General features: G+C 48.4%; 18 protein-coding genes. 4 read left to right on the top strand and 14 right to left on the bottom strand.

The annotated features are described in order from the left end of the window. The first annotated feature begins 203 nt into the window (after positions 1 to 203). Both QQZ12_RS00740 and QQZ12_RS00735 read left to right on the top strand, forming a co-directional pair. The gene (locus QQZ12_RS00740; protein ID WP_022737806.1) at positions 204 to 434 is read left to right on the top strand and encodes a NifU family protein; all 231 of its coding nucleotides are present in this window, start codon (positions 204 to 206) and stop codon (positions 432 to 434) included. Between the two features lie 210 nt (positions 435 to 644). Next, positions 645 to 1,895, top strand: a complete 1,251-nt coding sequence (locus QQZ12_RS00735; RefSeq protein WP_102991572.1) for an Nramp family divalent metal transporter — start codon at positions 645 to 647, stop codon at positions 1,893 to 1,895. A 42-nt stretch (positions 1,896 to 1,937) separates the two neighbouring features. On the opposite strand, the gene QQZ12_RS00730 is transcribed toward QQZ12_RS00735, so the two are convergent. From QQZ12_RS00730 to QQZ12_RS00705, 6 genes are all read right to left on the bottom strand, one after another. Continuing rightward, positions 1,938 to 2,906, bottom strand: coding sequence for an ABC transporter ATP-binding protein (locus QQZ12_RS00730; RefSeq protein ID WP_102991571.1), 969 nt, complete (start codon positions 2,904 to 2,906; stop codon positions 1,938 to 1,940). A gap of 1 nt (position 2,907) precedes the next feature. Continuing rightward, positions 2,908 to 3,924: an ABC transporter ATP-binding protein gene (locus QQZ12_RS00725; protein ID WP_284723813.1), complete on the bottom strand. Its 1,017-nt coding sequence runs from the start codon at positions 3,922 to 3,924 to the stop codon at positions 2,908 to 2,910. 13 nt (positions 3,925 to 3,937) lie between these two features. Beyond that, on the bottom strand, positions 3,938 to 4,864 hold the full coding sequence (locus tag QQZ12_RS00720) for an ABC transporter permease (protein WP_102991570.1): 927 nt from the start codon (positions 4,862 to 4,864) through the stop codon (positions 3,938 to 3,940). A 7-nt stretch (positions 4,865 to 4,871) separates the two neighbouring features. After that, positions 4,872 to 5,801 (bottom strand): ABC transporter permease, encoded by a 930-nt coding sequence (locus QQZ12_RS00715; RefSeq protein WP_284723812.1) that lies wholly within the window; start codon positions 5,799 to 5,801, stop codon positions 4,872 to 4,874. Positions 5,802 to 5,900: 99 nt separating this feature from the next. Beyond that, positions 5,901 to 7,526: a peptide ABC transporter substrate-binding protein gene (locus QQZ12_RS00710; RefSeq protein WP_102991568.1), complete on the bottom strand. Its 1,626-nt coding sequence runs from the start codon at positions 7,524 to 7,526 to the stop codon at positions 5,901 to 5,903. A gap of 365 nt (positions 7,527 to 7,891) precedes the next feature. Next, on the bottom strand, positions 7,892 to 9,532 hold the full coding sequence (locus tag QQZ12_RS00705; RefSeq protein ID WP_102991567.1) for a peptide ABC transporter substrate-binding protein: 1,641 nt from the start codon (positions 9,530 to 9,532) through the stop codon (positions 7,892 to 7,894). Positions 9,533 to 9,850: 318 nt separating this feature from the next. Between QQZ12_RS00705 and QQZ12_RS00700 the strand changes: the two genes are divergently transcribed. Next, positions 9,851 to 10,219, top strand: coding sequence for a DUF3899 domain-containing protein (locus QQZ12_RS00700; RefSeq protein ID WP_102991566.1), 369 nt, complete (start codon positions 9,851 to 9,853; stop codon positions 10,217 to 10,219). On the opposite strand, the gene QQZ12_RS00695 is transcribed toward QQZ12_RS00700, so the two are convergent. The 4 genes from QQZ12_RS00695 to QQZ12_RS00680 form a co-directional block, all read right to left on the bottom strand. After that, entirely contained in the window at positions 10,216 to 10,455 is a 240-nt protein-coding gene (locus tag QQZ12_RS00695) for a YuzB family protein (protein ID WP_181352972.1), read from the bottom strand. The genes QQZ12_RS00700 and QQZ12_RS00695 overlap by 4 nt on opposite strands. Positions 10,456 to 11,073: 618 nt before the next feature. Further along, positions 11,074 to 11,436 carry a cupin domain-containing protein gene (locus tag QQZ12_RS00690; protein ID WP_102991564.1) on the bottom strand — a complete coding sequence of 121 codons (363 nt, stop codon included), beginning with the start codon at positions 11,434 to 11,436 and terminating at the stop codon, positions 11,074 to 11,076. A gap of 86 nt (positions 11,437 to 11,522) precedes the next feature. Continuing rightward, on the bottom strand, positions 11,523 to 12,617 hold the full coding sequence (locus QQZ12_RS00685) for a phosphotransferase (RefSeq protein WP_284723811.1): 1,095 nt from the start codon (positions 12,615 to 12,617) through the stop codon (positions 11,523 to 11,525). Between the two features lie 121 nt (positions 12,618 to 12,738). Further along, the gene (locus tag QQZ12_RS00680; protein WP_284723810.1) at positions 12,739 to 13,521 is read right to left on the bottom strand and encodes an SDR family oxidoreductase; all 783 of its coding nucleotides are present in this window, start codon (positions 13,519 to 13,521) and stop codon (positions 12,739 to 12,741) included. Positions 13,522 to 13,650: 129 nt separating this feature from the next. Between QQZ12_RS00680 and QQZ12_RS00675 the strand changes: the two genes are divergently transcribed. Next, positions 13,651 to 14,169, top strand: a complete 519-nt coding sequence (locus QQZ12_RS00675) for a phosphatidylglycerophosphatase A family protein (protein ID WP_022737792.1) — start codon at positions 13,651 to 13,653, stop codon at positions 14,167 to 14,169. A gap of 48 nt (positions 14,170 to 14,217) precedes the next feature. Here QQZ12_RS00675 and QQZ12_RS00670 read toward each other — a convergent pair whose 3' ends face one another. The 4 genes from QQZ12_RS00670 to QQZ12_RS00655 form a co-directional block, all read right to left on the bottom strand. Next, the gene (locus QQZ12_RS00670) at positions 14,218 to 15,192 is read right to left on the bottom strand and encodes an MBL fold metallo-hydrolase (RefSeq protein WP_284723809.1); all 975 of its coding nucleotides are present in this window, start codon (positions 15,190 to 15,192) and stop codon (positions 14,218 to 14,220) included. A 22-nt stretch (positions 15,193 to 15,214) separates the two neighbouring features. Next, positions 15,215 to 15,982, bottom strand: coding sequence for a TIGR01457 family HAD-type hydrolase (locus QQZ12_RS00665; RefSeq protein WP_102991561.1), 768 nt, complete (start codon positions 15,980 to 15,982; stop codon positions 15,215 to 15,217). After that, positions 15,979 to 16,710: a class I SAM-dependent methyltransferase gene (locus tag QQZ12_RS00660; RefSeq protein ID WP_284723808.1), complete on the bottom strand. Its 732-nt coding sequence runs from the start codon at positions 16,708 to 16,710 to the stop codon at positions 15,979 to 15,981. Before QQZ12_RS00660 ends, QQZ12_RS00665 begins: the two co-directional genes overlap by 4 nt. A gap of 338 nt (positions 16,711 to 17,048) precedes the next feature. Next, positions 17,049 to 17,705, bottom strand: coding sequence for a helix-turn-helix transcriptional regulator (locus QQZ12_RS00655; protein WP_284723990.1), 657 nt, complete (start codon positions 17,703 to 17,705; stop codon positions 17,049 to 17,051). Positions 17,706 to 17,741: the final 36 nt, after the last annotated feature.

Genomic DNA, 17,741 nt, shown 5'->3' with positions numbered 1-17,741 from the left:
CATAATATATAGGACGATATACTCATCTTAACAAGAAACATGTCAACTAAAAAGATCGACTTCGGAACATCCCGTTTCGCCCCGACTGACAAAGGCATGCCAAATGGACATTGATTTTGTTAAGAAAGTAACCTACAATGAATGTGATTCACCTGCTTTATTGAGTGAACCCATCTATATGGGAAAGGGGTTGTTTGTTTACCATGAACGTACAAGAGCGTGTACAAGAAGTATTAGATAAATTGCGTCCGTACATTCAGCGCGACGGCGGTGACGTAGAATTGGTGGAAATTTCCGATGATGGCATCGTCCGCGTTCGTCTGCTTGGCGCTTGTGGCAGCTGCCCAAGCTCGACAATCACGCTGAAAGCCGGCATTGAGCGCGCGTTGATGGAAGAAATTCCAGAAGTGCGCGAAGTAGAACAAGTTCTCTAAGACCAAAAACCCTCTACGCGTTAGAGGGGTTTTTCTTATTTTACATAAAAAGGAAAATAATTGATAGGTATCATTTTAAATCGTGCGTTTTTTCCGAATAGTGCGTTTAACAGTGGGTGCCCGTTTGCTACAATGAGATAAAAGTCCCTGTGAACGGCAAAATTGTCGGTCACATTTTTCCACAACTCAGATCATTAGGAGGGACATGCCATGCATGCACCACTTCCCCCTTCCTCATTGAAGGAGAAACTGCCCCTACTCGGTCCCGGACTGATTGCGGCCGCCACCGGTGTAGGCGCGGGCGACCTGATCGCCGCTCTCGTTGCCGGAACGAATTATGGCGTTGCCTTCATCTGGGCAATTCTGCTAGGTTCTCTGTTGAAATACACGCTGAATGAAGGGGTTGGTCGCTACCATTTGGTCTCAGGGCAAACGCTTTTGCAGGGTTGGCGCACCCTTGGCCGCTGGACGCTCGTATATTTCGGTGCTTACCTCATGATATGGGGCTTCATCTATGGCGCTGCTGGCCCCACCTCCACCGCTCTGGCTGCGACGGCGATGTTTCCACAACTATCGCTCAACACATGGGCCATCGTGCACAGCTTGCTTGCGTTCGTCCTCATCTTTCTAGGCCGTTATCAATTGTTTGAACGAGTGATGACCGCTTTGACTGGGTTGATGTTTGTAACCGTGGTTGGATCGGCAGTGCTGATCTTCCCCGATTGGACGAAAATCTTTTCAGGTCTCATTCCTAACGCTCCCGATGGTTCTTTTATCTTTGTACTCGGTCTGATCGGCGGGGTGGGCGGTTCCATCACCATGGCCTCTTATGGCTACTGGATCAAAGAAAAACGCTGGTCCAGCCCGGCTTGGCTGTCAGTCATGCGTCTCGATTCGGGCTTAGCCTATGCGTTGACGGCCATTTTCACCTTGTCGTTACTTATTGTGGGTGCAGAATTCCTCTATGGCTCCGGCATCGTCATCCAAGATGAAAAAGGGCTGATCACCTTGGCCCAGATGTTGGGCGACAAGTTTGGCACTCCCGTTCGCTGGTTATTCCTGCTCGGCTTTTGGTCCGCTTCTTTCACATCCGTGCTAGGGGTGTGGAATGGCGTCTCCTACCTTTTCGCCGACTGGATGCGCCAAATTAAACGTGAACCAGACACCACCCCGATTAGCACCACCTCACCCACTTACCGCTTTTATGTCGCTTGGCTCACCTTTCCGCCTATGCTCCTACTATTCTGGGGAAAACCCGTCAGTCTCGTCATTCTGTATGGTGTGCTAGGGGCACTGTTCATGCCTTTTCTAGCCATCACGCTCTTATTCCTGCTCAACGCCAAGCAACTGGACGCGGCTTATCGCAACCGGTGGTTAACCAATCTGATGTTGTTGGCTGGTGTGCTTCTGTTTGTGTTGCTAGCTGCGCAAGAAATTTGGCGCATTTTCTCAAGCTCATAAAATGAAACAGCCCGGACCTCTAACTGTCCGGGCTTCAATAGATCATTCGTTATATAAATGGCATGCGACAAAGTGGTTAGGTTTCGCTTCTTTCCACTCTGGTACCGCCGTGGCGCAGATGTCCATCGCTTTGGGACAACGTGTACGGAAGCGGCAACCGCTCGGCGGGTTGATGGGGCTTGGTACATCCCCTTCCAAAATAATGCGTTCCCGCGTTTTGGCCACTTCTGGATCGGGAATCGGCACCGCCGACAACAATGCCTCGGTGTAAGGGTGCAACGGTTCATCATAGAGTGCGTCACTATCCGCCAATTCAACCATGCTACCCAAGTACATCACGCCGACGCGGTCTGAAATGTATTTCACCATTGACAAATCATGCGCGATAAAGAGGTAGGTTAACCCTTTTTCTTTTTGCAGACGGCGCATCAGATTGACCACTTGCGCTTGGATCGACACATCCAACGCGGAGATCGGTTCGTCGGCGATGATGAAGTCTGGTTCCACCGCCAACGCACGGGCGATCCCGATCCGCTGGCGCTGGCCGCCGCTAAACTCATGCGGAAACCGTTCGGCATGATCGGCATTCAAACCGACTGTTTCCAACAGCTCTACAACCCGTTTGCGGCGCTCTTCCCCTGTCGCCAAACCATGGATGTCGATACCCTCGGCGATGATGTCCAACACGTTCATCCGCGGGTTGAGGGACGCGTATGGATCTTGGAAAATCATCTGCATTTCGCGGTTGAATTTCTTCAGCTCCGGGCCTTTTAAGTCATTCACATTGACACCTTTGAAAGTGACGCTACCAGACGTCGGATTGTACAATCTGATCAAGGTTCGGCCGATGGTCGATTTGCCGCACCCCGATTCACCCACCAAGCCGAGTGTTTCGCCACGGTAGATATCAAAGCTGACCCCGTCGACCGCTTTGACGATTTGGCCGCCGCCCACATCAAAATGCTTTTTGAGTTCTTTAACGGACAAGATCACTTCTTTGTTTTTACTCATCTTACTCCCCTCCTACTGCAGCCGTTGGCGGTTTGACTTCAGGCGCCATCGGATGTTGTAACCAACATGCCACCTGGTGTGTGGAAGACACCTCATCCAGCTCGGGCATTTCTTGCGTACAAATACTCATCGCATGTTGGCACCGGGCCGCAAAAGGGCATCCTTTGGGTGGATCGAGCAAGTTTGGCGGCGTCCCCATAATCGGTAGCAATTCTTGGTCGCGGGACAAGTCCAAACGCGGCATGGAACCCAACAATCCCCATGTGTACGGATGTTTAGGTTGGTAGAAAATCTCTTCCAGTTTGCCGCTTTCCACTACTTTGCCAGCATACATGACAACAACGCGGTCGGCGATATCAGCCACCACCCCGAGATCATGGGTGATCAGGATAATGGAAGTACCCGTTTTCTCTTGCAGAGCTTTCATCAAGTCAATGATTTGCGCTTGAATCGTCACATCCAGCGCCGTTGTTGGTTCGTCCGCGATCAACACCTTCGGTTGGCAAGCCAACGCAATCGCGATCATAGCCCGTTGCCTCATCCCACCGGAAAATTGGTGTGGGTATTGGTCCAATCGTGATTCAGGCGAAGGGATTCCTACCAGGCGCAACATTTCAATCGCTTTTTCCCGCGCCGTCTTTTTGTCTAGCTTCTGGTGTTTGATCAACCCTTCCATGATCTGCGTGCCAATCGTCAACGTCGGGTTTAAGGAGGTCATCGGATCTTGGAAAATCATCGAAATCTCCGAACCCCGGATTTTCTCCATCTGCTTTTCTGACGCTTTGGTCAAATCAGTGCCTTCAAAAATGATTTCCCCCTGTTTGATCACCCCTGGCGGATTGGGGATTAGCCGCATAATCGTCTGCGACGTCACACTCTTCCCGCAACCTGACTCACCTACAATCGCGATGGTTTCCCCTTTGTTCAAATGGAAATCAACGCCGCGAACTGCTTTGACTTCCCCTTTATATGTTTTAAAAGACACATGCAAGTCTTTGACTTCCAAAATTTTGCTCATCATCGATTCCCCCCTATTTCCGCATTCTTGGATCTAGTGCGTCTCTCAATCCATCACCCAATAGATTAAACGACAAAATGATGATGGACAGAACCACCGACGGGTAGATCAATTGATATGGGAAAATCTGTAGATAGGTAGACGCATCGTTAATCAGTACACCCAAACTCGCTTCTGGTGGGCGAATCCCCAATCCGATAAAGGCCAAAAAGGCTTCAAAGAAAATCGCGGATGGAATCGCAAAGGTAACAGCGATAATGATGGGGCCCATCACGTTGGGAATCAGGTGTTTCAGCAAGATGCGCGCATGGCTCGCTCCCAAGGTGCGCGCCGCCAACACGTATTCTTGTGATTTCAGTTTCATCACCTGCGCCCGCACCACGCGTGCCATCGGCACCCAACCGGTAATCGCCATCGCGATCGCCACGGGGATAATGCCCGGATCAAAAATTAATAACATCAGAATGATCACAATCAGGTTTGGAATGGAGTACATGACTTCAAGAATCCGCTGCATGACCATATCTACGCGGCCACCAAAGTAACCAGATATTCCTCCAAATGTGACCCCGATCACCACATCCAAAAATGCCGCTAGGAAAGCAATGGTCAAAGAAATTTTCGCCCCGTACCATACGCGTTGCCACAGGTCGCGGCCTAAGTGGTCCGTTCCAAAATAATGGTCCGAAAAACTCTCTTTGTTCGCGACATCCAGCATTTGCGTTTGCCAGTCATAGTTGTTGGCCAATGGACCAAAAATAGCTAATAACAGGGTAAGGACAATCAAGGACAATCCCAGCACCGCACCGAGGTTGGAGCGGAAGCGGCCCCATACATCTTGCCAATAGCCGACCGACTTTCTCGATAAGGCGTCTTGTTCTTTTTTTTCAATCTGCGCCGGTTTAAATAAATCAGGACTTAAATTTTTTGCCTTTTCCATCTTCCAATCACTCCTTTGCCCCAGAAATGCGAATGCGCGGATCGATCAATCCGTACAGCAGGTCCACCAAGAAAATAACAATGATGATGAGTGCACTATAGAAAACGGTCACACCCATGATCATGGTATAGTCATTTTGCTGAATCGATTGCACAAAGAATTTGCCCAGGCCTGGCAAGGCGAAGATTTGCTCGATGACGAGGGACCCGGTGATGATGTTCACCGCAAGCGGTCCGAGTACGGTCACCGCAGGAATCAACGCGTTGCGCAATGCATGGCGGATAATGACGGTCGAACGGTTCAGCCCTTTCGCTTTCGCCGTTTTCATGTAGTCCTGATCCAGCACTTCCACCATCTCCGTGCGGACATAACGGGAGATCTGGGCGATGACCCCAAATGATAGCGCTAACGACGGGAGGATAGACGATTCATATGATTCCCATAAGCCAGTCGGCAACCACTGCAACTTCACACCGACAAAGTAAGATAAAAATCCACCCATAACAAAGCTGGGGACGGACACACCGAGTACGGCAACAATAATAGCCGCGTTGTCAACCAGCTTACCTCGGTTCAGTCCGGCAATCGTGCCAAGCAACAAGCCGATCAACGTGCCGAAAATCACCGCTTGTGTTCCCACAAATGCGGATACAGGAAACCCTTCCACAATAAAATCGGCCACATTACGGCCATCAAGCGTCATCGATTTGCCCAAATCCCCTTGAAGGAGATTGCCCATAAACTTTACATATTGCACAGGCAGTGGATCTTTTAGCCCGTATTGTTCCAAGATTTGCTCCCTGACTTGCGGCGGGATTTTCTCTTCATTTTTTAGGGGAGTTCCCGGCAACAGATGCATGATAAAGAAGGTGATGGTAATGATTAACCACAACGTGACAACCATGTAACCTAAGCGTTTTAACGTATACCTTAGCACGCAACTCACATCCTTTCGTCAATCTCCAATAAGCAAGGATGAAGGTATATGTCCGCATGCGGACATATACCTTCGTTCATTCAAACCTTTAGCGCGCAATTATTTCTTGCCCTCAATGGACACCTCTTTGAGGCTGTATTGAGCACCAATGACGCGCCATGGCCAGTTTTTCACATAATCTTTTTTCAATCCCAATTGGTTACGGAAGTACAACATCGCAATACCCGTTTCATCCATCAGGATTTTTTCCGCTTGCTTCAGTTGTTCCAAGCGCTCTTCGTAGTTTTCATTAACTGTGGCCGCTCTGATCAATTTGTCATACTCATCGTTTTTCCATTTACCACGGTTGTAGCTTTCATCCGATTTCATGATGGTCAGGTAAGTGAGCGGATCGTTGTAGTCCGCGCTCCAACCACCAATCACGATGTCAAACTTACCGTTTTTACCGCGGTTTAAGCGCTCTTTGAAGGTAACGGAAGCGATTTCCACATTTACACCCAAGTTCACACGGAACTGCTCTTTAAAGAACTCGGCTTGGCGTTTTGCCTTGGTGGTGTCATCCGTCAGCAATTCAACCGTTGGAGCTTTGTCCATACCGATTTCTTTTAATCCCTCGGCCAAGAGTTGTTTTGCTTTTGCCGGATCAAACGGGAAGTCGTATTTCACAATGTCACGGTATTTTTTATCCGGAGTGGCGTAAATTGCAGAATGTACAAAGCCACTTGGCAAAGTAGAACCGTTTTTCAAGACGCTGTCAATCAGTTTTTGACGATCAATTGCTAAGCTGAACGCTTGGCGAATTTTTTGGTTTTTGAAGAACTCTTTTTCTCTTTGGTTGAACTCAAGATACCAAACGCTAGACTCTTCAATAACAAATTTTTCTTTGCTACTTTTGTACTTATCTAAGAATTCTGCACCCAAGTAGGCGAAGTCCGTTTTGCCTGTTTCATACAAGTTGATCGCTTGCGCGCTGTCTTTCACGATGTTGACGTTAACGGTGTTCAACTTCACATTTGCTTTGTCCCAATACAAATCGTTTTTCTTGTATTGGAAGCTCTTTTCGTGTTTCCAATCAGACAGGACAAAGGCGCCGTTGTACACCATGTTCTTCGCTTCCAACGCATATTTGTCGCCATACTTCTCAACGATGTCTTGGCGTTGCGGCAAGAAAGTTGGGAATGTTAAGAGAGCTTTAAAGTACGGGATCGCCGTTTTCAGCTTCACTTCCAGTGTTTTGTCGTCGAGGGCTTTCACGCCGACATCTTCCACTTTCGCTTTGCCGGTGTTGTATTCTTCAGCGTTTTCAAGCACGTACATCATTTGCACATACTCGGAAGCCGTTTTGGGATCCAGCACACGCTTCCAAGAATATTCGAAGTCCTTGGCAGTGACTGGCTTGCCATCGCTCCACTTCGCATCGCGGATCTTGAAGGTCCAAGTTTTTTGGTCATCGCTTACTTTCGGTTCTTCGGCAGCCATAGCTAACACCGGCTGATCCTTGCCATCTGCACGGTACAAACCTTCCAAGACGTTATCCAAAATGGTAAAGGATACGGAGTCAGTCGCTTTTGCACTGTCCAAGCTTGGCGGCTCTTGCAATTCGATCAAGTTAAGCGTTTGCCCGTCATCTGATCCGCTATTGCTTCCAAAGTTACAAGCAGATAAGACCAATGATAGCGCGAGCAACACTGCGAATACCGACGAGAACTTAAATCCCTTGCTCATTCGATTGCCCCCTTTTTTTATGATTAAAAAAATATATAGTTTAGACCAAAGCGGTCTTAAACCCTAAATTTGGAAAAAAGTAAAAAAAATAAAAAGGTTTCACATAATTCGTCAGTGAGAGTCGCTCATCTATGTAGATTGCGCCACAGTCACGAACATAAGTACCCTTAAATTTCGAACAATTTGATCTCCTGCATTAACTTGCGAATCCACCACATAATTATATTTAACTCATAATTCATGTATTTGTAAAGAGTTATGTTTTGGAAAAATACATGGAAGCATGTCAATAGCAAAAGGCGGATTCTCTTAAGAGAATCCGCCTTTTGCTATTGACAAAACCGAAAAACACTAGTAAAACGTGCCTATTTCTTGTCTTTAACAATATACGCCCATTTCAATGTATAACTTGCGCCAGTCGCGTGACGATATAAGTCTTTCACCTTAGGCTTCTGGATATATGCCTTTGATGAATAAAACAGAGGAACAAATCCCGCTTGCCCTTCACCTTGCACATCTGTAAGAATTTTTTCAGCCTCAAGTAAGATTTTAAATTGCTGCTTGGCGTCCGTCGTATTCTTGGCCTGCTCAATCAACTGGTCATATTTCGCGTTTTTAAATCCAGAAAAGTTCATTGGATTATTTGACTGCCAAATCTCAAAATGGCTGATCGGATCATCATAATCCGCAGTCCAAGTCAGCATCCCCATATCATAATCGCCACGGCTTAAGCGATCTACATGGATTTTCCACGTGGGAGCGTCCAGTTTGATGTCCCAGCCCAATTTTTTTCTGAGCTGATCTTTGATATTCACGGCAACATCCCGTTTGGCAGTCGAATCATAACTAACCATGACCACATTGTTCGGCGGAGCGGAAAGATTCAATTCGCTCAGCCCTTGTTTAAACAGCTCCTTTGCTTTTGCCACATCCGGTTTGACGATTTCCCCGTTGACGCGGAATGAATTGATACCTTCACCCGACAACGTAGGAGGAATCAACGCTCCAGCCGGTAATGAACCGTCTTTCATGATTTGCACCATTTCTTCGCGGTCCAGTGCGAGCGTAATCGCTTTGCGGATCTTTTCATTTCGGAAAAAAGGATGCTTTTGGTTCAGCATGATAAATACGGTCGAAGCCTCTTTAACTTCTAAGTAGTCAGGCGTTTGCTTGAAGGCGTCCACAAAAGCCTGGTTCAATAAAGCAGTGTCCAATTGGTTGGAATTGTACAAGTTGATGCCTTGTGCCACATCTTTGATGATGTGGATGTCCACTTTAGTCAAGCTGACAGCGTTCTTATCCAAGTATTTCTCATTTTTGACCAACTCAACTTTTTGCTGAGTCCAACTGGATACGACAAACGGCCCGTTATAAACCATGTATTCCGGTTTGAGACCGTAATTCTCTTTATATTTTTCAACAATGTCTTTTCGCTGAGGCAGGTATTCCACATGTGTTGTCATATTGATAAAGTTAAGCGTGGGTTTTTCGAGTGTAACGACCAGTGTGCGATCATCTTTCGCTTTCACGCCCACTTCATCAGCACTTGCTTGTCCACTGTTAAAACGCGCGGCATTTTTGATCGGGAACAAGATATATGCGTATTCCGATTTGGTTTTCGGATCCAGGGCCCGCTTCCACCCATATTCAAAGTCATACGCTGTAACGGGCTTGCCGTCGCTCCACTTGGCATCTTCATGAAGATAAAACGTGTACACCTTCTTGTCTTCACTGATGTCGTAGCTGGTTGCCATTCCCTCTTCCGGTTTTTTCTCTTTGCCCAAACGCATGAGTCCTTCTTGTACATTGTTCAACACGCTCATGGTTGGTACGTCTTTCGCTTGCGTGTTGTCCAGCGTGGTCAGCTCACCGGTGTCACTCATGCGCAAGATCTGATTATCACTTAGTGAAGAACCTTCTTGTTGATTATTGCTCACACCGCATCCGGCAAAGATCACACTGGCGGAGAGGATCATCCCCACAATCCCATTCCATTTTTTCCACATCAGCGCTAAGCCCCCCTTTATCAAACGAGGGCATGTCTGGTGAATAGGCTAGTAGCTCCAAAACTGTTTTCTCGCTTCGCGCGTGACCAGACACGCACCTGGTCCATCGCTTCTACCCACCAACTTCTATTGCCAAACATGCCCTAGCTGGTTGAATCTTGTCAGATTATTACGTTAACTAATGGAATAACTCGTTTTTGACTTGTATATTATAAATGAATCAGTTGTAATAGGAAAGATTATATTCTAATAATAAATGTTAAGCGTCATATGTTTCACAGTTCATTCATACTTCAGCGATGACAAAGGAGAATCACATTGCGAGTAAATAACCCATTTATCCTAACACTGATCGGGATTGTCCTGGGCTTGGGATTGCTGAGATTCACAGCACAAGCGGAGCGTATGGCCTGGATTGACCACGCCTTCTTGCTGGGCGTCGGCTGGCTCATCGTGTCCGCTTCGCTGTTCGTGGTGCGTGGAGGTTTTTTTCAATCGTTTGCGGCCAATTTCAAAAAGTTCAACAGCTGGCTCTTTCCAGCCGGCTCTAGTGACATAAATCGCGAAAAAGAGATCACGGTTGGCCAGAACAAAACCCATGCCTGGATGCCGATCGTGATCGCCGTATCCATGATGCTCGGGATCTTTTTTATCGGGCTCTCCCTGCTTTTGCTTTATACTGTCTAATCCTGATCAGAGATCCGATCCATGATTTTGGCAAGCAATTCCTCTGACGTGGCGCCTTCCACCACTTCTTTGTTCACCAAAGCGAAGAAAGTGTTGGCGCATCGGCCGCAATATCCCAAACAAGCTTCGGCGCGCATGGTCATGTTGGGATATTGCCGGCCTTTTAATTGATTGTACGCATCAATGGCCCCGTCAAGCAAGCTGGCTGTACAAAATGCGACGGTCACGGTTTTCATCTGATTCCCTCTTTTCTTTGGGTCGAAAAACCCTTTTCTTTTGACCATGTTTAACCCAACGCACCTAGTCGAATACACCTATTTTTCGAATGATTTAATAATTATTGATTTTATATTTTAATTTTAGTCGGCTTGAATAAATATACAAACATCTTAAGCCGGGGCGAGGAGTGATAACTTCTCTTTTTGGCAATTACGTGAACAAAGAAGCATGCTTTTTTAGAACGTTGGTCACCCTTATGCTTTCACCAGATGAAGTTTTCTACTTAGATTGGCACGTCGAACCAGGGCATGTCCTGCAGTGGAAAGACCTCGTTCCTCGGTGTTTATCGAGAGAGGCACCGCCTTATATGTGTTAACACAAAAGCACAGACACGCCCCAAGAGACCTGTCCAAAGTCAAGCCGGCTCCTCTTCCCTAGGGCGTGTCTGGCGAATCAAGTTGGTAGGGAAGAAGCGCCGGAAAAACCTTTTCTCGAGGAGCGCCGATGCACAAGTGAAGCGAATGAGAAAATAGTTTTGGAGCCGCTGGCCTATTCATCAGACACGCTCTAGTAGAAATGGAAAACTGATTGCGAAGATTTAGACAGCTATGGGCCATTTGAGAGGAAATCTGAGCTTACTTTTGAGCAACCAAAGAAAATTTGCCTGGATTGACTGTTTTCCCTTCAACCACAAAAGCCATCATTCCGTCATCTGATCCCACTTCATGCCACTCGCCTTCTTCCCAATAAATTACATCCCCCATCTCTACAAAGACGGGGGCTGAGGCGTCGCTTCGCACCCACCCTTTTCCTTGGACAACGATGAACAATCGATTCGCCACCGCGGGGTGCAATCCGATCAAGCCGGACGGTTGCACAAAAAAACACCCGACTTGGACAAAACCGTTGGTGCTCAAAACAGGATTGACAAACGCATTATGGCTATCGAATTTATCTATACGCTGCACTAAATGGGTATTAAATCGAAAAATCCGCACAACCTACTTCTCCTTTACCCTTGATGTCCTAATACTTTATATTATAGGAATTTAAAACTGAAAAGAAAACAACCCATTTAAATGGGTTAGATTTCATTTCTTATCCAATCTAATTGCGGGATGGTGAATCCCATTTTTTCTTTTACAACAGAATGATACATCTGCATCAGGCCCAATTTCTTTTCCTCCATCTGCAACAAGGGTTGCACGCGTTGAGCGGCATCCTCCATGGACAGGGTCTGATTCAGGTAAGTGTTCTCCAATAAGTGAATTAACCGCTCAGGATATAAGAGCCTCGCGTAAATCAACGCAAATTCTTCTTGCGAGCACTTGCTCACCGTTTGATACCCTTCTAACACCGCTTCCACGATTTCCCGACTTCCCGTGCGGCCATATGCGTAAAGGAGAAGTTGAGCCACATCTGTCGCCCTGATGTCCAATGCCATTTCATTCCAATCAATTAGGTGCAGCGTACCTTTGGCGGTTTCTAAGATGTTGGCCTGGCGCAACCGTTTGTGGCATATCTTCCCTTGCGCGCTCGATTCGGCCGCCAACTTGTCGCCGCCAATCTTATCATAATACTGCAACAAATTTTCCATCATCCCGATCGTGTATCGGGAAATGTCGAGCCAAACCCGGTCTAACTCATTGGGTTGCACCGTCCACTTGGCCGCAGTCTGAAAGATGTTCAGATGTTGCAAATCCTTCTCCCACCGGTCTTGCCACTGGCCGATCCACTCATAATCCTCGTGTTTCCCGGTCGGGTTGAAGCCTTTCGACGCCTGGTGCACCCGGCTCACATGCCGGGCCACCCGCATCCAGTCTTCCTTGTCACGCAATCGGGCGGCATCCCCGTCAATCCAAGGTAGCAAGACATAGCGAAAGCGATAGCCATCAATCTGCAACCGCCCCTTTTTTGTGCGAACTGGCTTAGCCAGAATAGCCACATCCCTGTCAACTTTCTTCAGATAGGCGGCCGCCTCATCCACCAACTCCCACCGGTCTTGCTCCTTCATACGCACCCGTTTCAACACATACGCGCCACGGTCGGTCACCAGTTTCAATACCCCACCCACAGGATGGGCTCGCGTTACTTTCAGATCATAATGATGGTTCAATAGGTCGAGCAATCTCTCTTCACCAGTCAATTCTGCCAGTTTTGTGATCCAGTTTGCAGACACACTCCCTCACCTCTCGTCAATCCATGATATGTGCCCGGTGTGGGAATGTTGCCTAGGGCATCGGTATCTTATGTAACTTGGACAGATAGGAATCTGCCAAAGACAATTGCCCATCCGACGTTTATGGCTGGTTGCGTTTAGAAACAGGATGAATTACATCCAGCCCGCCCGTCACTTGGATCATGTTGCCAGTCACAAAGTCAGACGATTCTTGGAGCAAGAATTGGACAGCCTTGGCCACATCTTCGCCGGAGCCCGGCCGCCCTCGCGGTGTTTCCTTATCAGTAAGCGCAGCCGCTTCGATGATGGTCATCTCTTTCTTCTCACCGACGATGTCGCCCGGACAAATCATATTGACAGTAATGCCAAACGGCGCTTCCTCAACAGCCAAAGATTTGGTAAAGGATACTAATCCCGTTTTGGCGGCGGCATAGACAGAGCGATCCGGCCAAGCCGGCGCTTCCATCGCGCGTCCAAACCCAAACAATATGATGCGCCCCCATCCGGCCTGGCGCATATGCGGCAAAACGGCTCTTGTCGACCACATGGCGCTCAACAAGTTGCCCCCGATCAGGTCCTCGATCTCCTCCGGGGAGTGTTCCACAAACCATTTCCGCTCACGGATGAAGGGGCCCACGGTGTGTATTAGGGCATCCACTCGCCCAAACCGCGCCATCGTCTCCTCCACCACCCGCTCGATCTCGGTCCGGTTCTTCACATCACCCGCGCTGATAAACGCCCGGACGCCATACGCCTCGCATTCCGCCCGCAGTTTGCTGATTTTATCCCCTTCGCGGCGGCTGTTTAGGCACAGATGCCACCCCGCCGCCGCCAGTGTGCGGGCGATCATGCTTCCTAATCCGCTTGAACTCCCCGCGATAAGGGCAACTCTCTCTTCACTCATCAGGACTCATCCTTTCTCTTTATACAACATAATTATTTCTTGTATGGTTAAGAATAAACAAAAGTTCGATGTTTTCTTGTTGTATATAACACTTTTTATATAAATGATGGTTTGGAAGGTGAACTTGCCATGAGAAAAAACACCGCGCAGCCCTGTTCAGAAAAAGAGATTTACGACTTTACCCTGAACCTGATCAAAGAGCGAGGGGTTGAGTTGGAAGAGATAGCGGAACTGACTATGTATCTGCAAAAAGATTACTATCCAGACATCACCCTGGAGGAGTGCCTTAGTCATATCCAACAGGTGCTACACAAACGCGAAGTCCAAAACGCCGTGATGACGGGAATCCAGCTCGATGTACTGGCCGAAAAAAATTTGTTGGAAGGCCCTTTGCAAAAATTGATCTTGCACGATGAAAGCTTGTACGGAGTGGACGAGATTTTATCGGTCGCTATATTAAATGTATATGGAAGCATCGGCTTAACCAATTACGGGTTTATTGACCGCGTGAAACCGGGAGTTCTCGCCCGGCTCAACAATAAGCAAAGCGGGAAAATCCACACCTTCCTTGATGACCTCGTCGGGGCGATCGCCGCTTCCGCAGCCGCCCGCCTGGCCCACAATCGAAAATGCGCACAAGAAAAATAAAGACCTGATCGGATCAGGTCTTTTCTTTGCAATAAGCAATTAACCCGCTTATGCGGCACACGCCATATAATAGGCGATCCCGTCTCGTTCCTCAACCGAGAGTTCACCCCGGATTCGCAAATACTCCAAATGCGCCAACGTCTCCGACAGAGCGAACCGGAGGTTGTGAATGTTATGGTTGGAGCCAAACTGATGTTGGCACACCTCAAACGCCGTGGCACCCGCCTTTTCCACCACAAACGCTTTCATTTCGCGCAAGCGGTCAGCATGATGCTTCTCCAACATTTCGATCCGTTCGACGTAATGATCAAACACCGGCCCGTGCGAAGGAAACACCCTGCTTACTTCCAGCTCTTTCATCCGCGCGAGCGTGGTCAGATAATTGTCGAGGGGATTGGGATGGCATTCCGGCCACAAGCTGATGTTGGGGGTGATCTTCGGCAACAAGAAATCTCCACCGATCAGCCATTTCCGATTAGGGTCATAGAAGCTGAGATGGCCGTCGGCATGACCTGGCGTATGCAGAACCTCATATTCCACATCCCCCATGCGGATCGTTTCTCCCGGTTCCAGCAAAGTCACCTGCGGATGGGGCTCCACCCATGGATGGAAACTGCGCAGATGCGCTGGGATCTGGGCAACCCATGCATCCGGCAACCCATGAAACGCGAAAAACGATTTCATCGTTTCCGGCATTTGGCTCTTTCTTCCAAAGAAAAGTTGCGCTTGCTCATGGTCGATCCGGGACAGATAGACAGGGGCCCCCGTCCACTGTTGCAATGTCCCCGCTAACCCATAATGATCAGGGTGGTAATGGGTCAAGACAATTTTCTCCACATCCGCCCACTTCCAATCGGCTGCGGCTTGCGCCTCTTGCCAAGCCTGCACATCCATGTCGATATTTAAGCCAGCGTCTACTAAAGCCACCCCAGACGATCCTTTGATGACATACGCATTAATCATTCGCAAAGCAAATGGCAGCGGCAACGTAACCTGATAGATGTCTCCCCATTGATGATTCATCCCTTACTCCCCTTTTTCATGTTTATGTTTTGATCCATTCGCGAAGATCTGTCACTTCAAAAGTAGCCCGCACCGACGAATTCTGCGCCATCTCCCGGGTAGTAATACCTGTATACACCAACAGTGTGTCAATTCCACTTCGTGCACCCGCCAAGATATCGGTTTCTAGGTTGTCACCAACCATCAACACCCGTTCTGGTGGCACACCAAGCGCTTGCAAAGCGTACCGCATAATGATCGGTTCCGGTTTGCCGATGAATGTCGGCTCAATCCCCGTCGCATAACCAATCGCCATCGCCAGCGATCCGCTACCTGGGAACAGGCCCGCTTCCGTCGGCAAAGCCCGGTCGGCATTTGTCCCGATGAAAGCCGCTCCAGCACGAATGCTCAAACATGCGGTTTTCATCTTGTCATATGTAAACGACCGATCCAATCCCGAAACCACCGCCGCGGGACGCTCGGCAGTCAACTCAATGCCCTGATCCTGAAAAGCTTGCAACAGTCCCTCCTCGCCAATCACAAACGCCGACGACACCTTCAGCTCCTCTTTGACATATTGAGCCGCGGCCATGGCCGAAGTGTACACTTGCGCCGCCGTCGCCGGAAATCCAAACTTCCGAAGCTTTTCAGCCACTTGCTCGGGAGTGCGCGTCGAATTGTTCGTCAGGTACAGGTATGGTATGCCTTGTTTGTTAAGCCACTCCATAAATTCAAGGGCACCCTCGATCAATTCGGTGCCACGGAACAGCGTTCCGTCCAGATCTATCAAATAACCTTGGTAATCTCTCATTTGTCCACACAACCCACCAGTATCATTCGTTCACTATCCTTAGCATACGGATCACCAGCAAAATTGCCATACGCCTTTTGCACATGTAAGCCAGCTTGCTCCATCCATTGCCGGAGCCGTGAATATTCGATCATTTTCACGCGCTCCTCATACTCTCTCGTTCCCCGTTCGTCGGTGATGGTGATATGTTTGCACACAAACTCTCCGTCAATCCATCGCTCTTCCCGAATGGAGATATTTTCTTCTTCCCTGACGCTGAGCGGCACCAACGAGCGTTCCACCGCAAACCGATTCAAAAAATCGATCACAAAATGCCCTTGCGACTTCAAGATGCGATGGATTTCTCCCAACACCTGAAGATTATCCTCATCTTCTTCAAAATAACCAAATGAAGTGAACAGGTTCAGAACCACATCAAACTGATTATCGACAAAAGGCAAATTTCTCATATCCCCTCGGATAAAGGGAATGGCCAAACCTTCCGATTCCCTAACAGCATGGGACAATAGCGTCGACGACAGATCCAGCCCCACCACAGAGAATCCTTTACGCGCCAAAGCGATGGTGTGCCGCCCCATCCCGCAACACAAATCAAGGATCAACTGTTTTTTTCGCAACGGAAGCCATTCTTCAAGCTTCGCCACTTCTCGGGAGGCATCTTGTCTGCTGCGATGTTTATAAACCGTCAAATAGTCCTCGCCAAAACTCTTCTCATACCAATTCGACATGATGTCCCCTCCTGATCATTTCTCATTGATTGTACCATTTGCTACATGAAAAGAAAAACGACACGCAAGTCGCGTGTCGCAAGCTTGGTACCCAAGCGAATCCGGAGCGATGTTTGGATCTGTTGTTTTGCGGCCGCAGAAAACAAAAAAAGCGGCTCCGCTGCCGAATGTAGGACAGCGGGCCTCACCGATGAGCTTGAGGGCATGGCCGCTTGGCCCTCCTCACCGCTTTTAATCATTGGGCTAGCAAACATCTCGCTACTATCAAGATTTGTACGCCATCCGTCGCAAACCCCGCACCTCAAACCTCTAATGCCTAATTGAACGCAGGAAGGCAATCACGAAAGGGTAGCGTTTTCGCTCCGCTCTTTCTGTTTGATTCGGAAAACGCAATGTTGCCCGCCTTTTGCTTGACACTCCGGCCGTTCCACCCGGGCGTCCAGCATGCGTTCGAACCAGTTGAGCTCGCATTGGCATGCATGGTTGTATTGGTTGGCCACTTGAAAAATAGGGCAATTGTATTCAATCAGCTCATAACTGCCGTCAGGCAGCTCTTCCACTTTCACCATATATCCTTTTTGATCTTGAATCTCGGCCAGTGTGCGCACTCTTTCACTAAAATCTTTCCCAGCGAAATCCATTTGATGCGCCTCAGCCAAACGCTCTTCGCGATTGTTGAATAGCTGGTCGACCAGCTCCGACCCAAAATTTTTTTCTAAATCGTGCAATAAATCGATGGTAAAGTTCGAATAACTCTTTGGGAAGTGTTCATCCGACTTTTCAGTCAGAAAGTATTGGCTGGTTGGTCGGCCCATAGCTTGTCTCAATAGCCGTGCTTGGATTAGCCCATCCCGTTCCAAAGTATTGATGTGGCGCCGCACGGCCATTTCTGTCACCCCTAGACGCTCGGCCATTTCCCCGACGGTCAGCGGTCCTTCCATTTTCAACATCAACAAGATTTGCTTTCTGGTTGAACCCGCCTCGCTCACCTGCATCACCTTCCTTTCTCCTCGTTCTCTCTCTTCTGAGAT

The sequence above is a fragment of the Laceyella tengchongensis genome, assembly GCF_900182735.1.
Taxonomy (GTDB): domain Bacteria; phylum Bacillota; class Bacilli; order Thermoactinomycetales; family Thermoactinomycetaceae; genus Laceyella; species Laceyella tengchongensis.
This window is presented reverse-complemented; position numbering and strand designations above follow the sequence as displayed.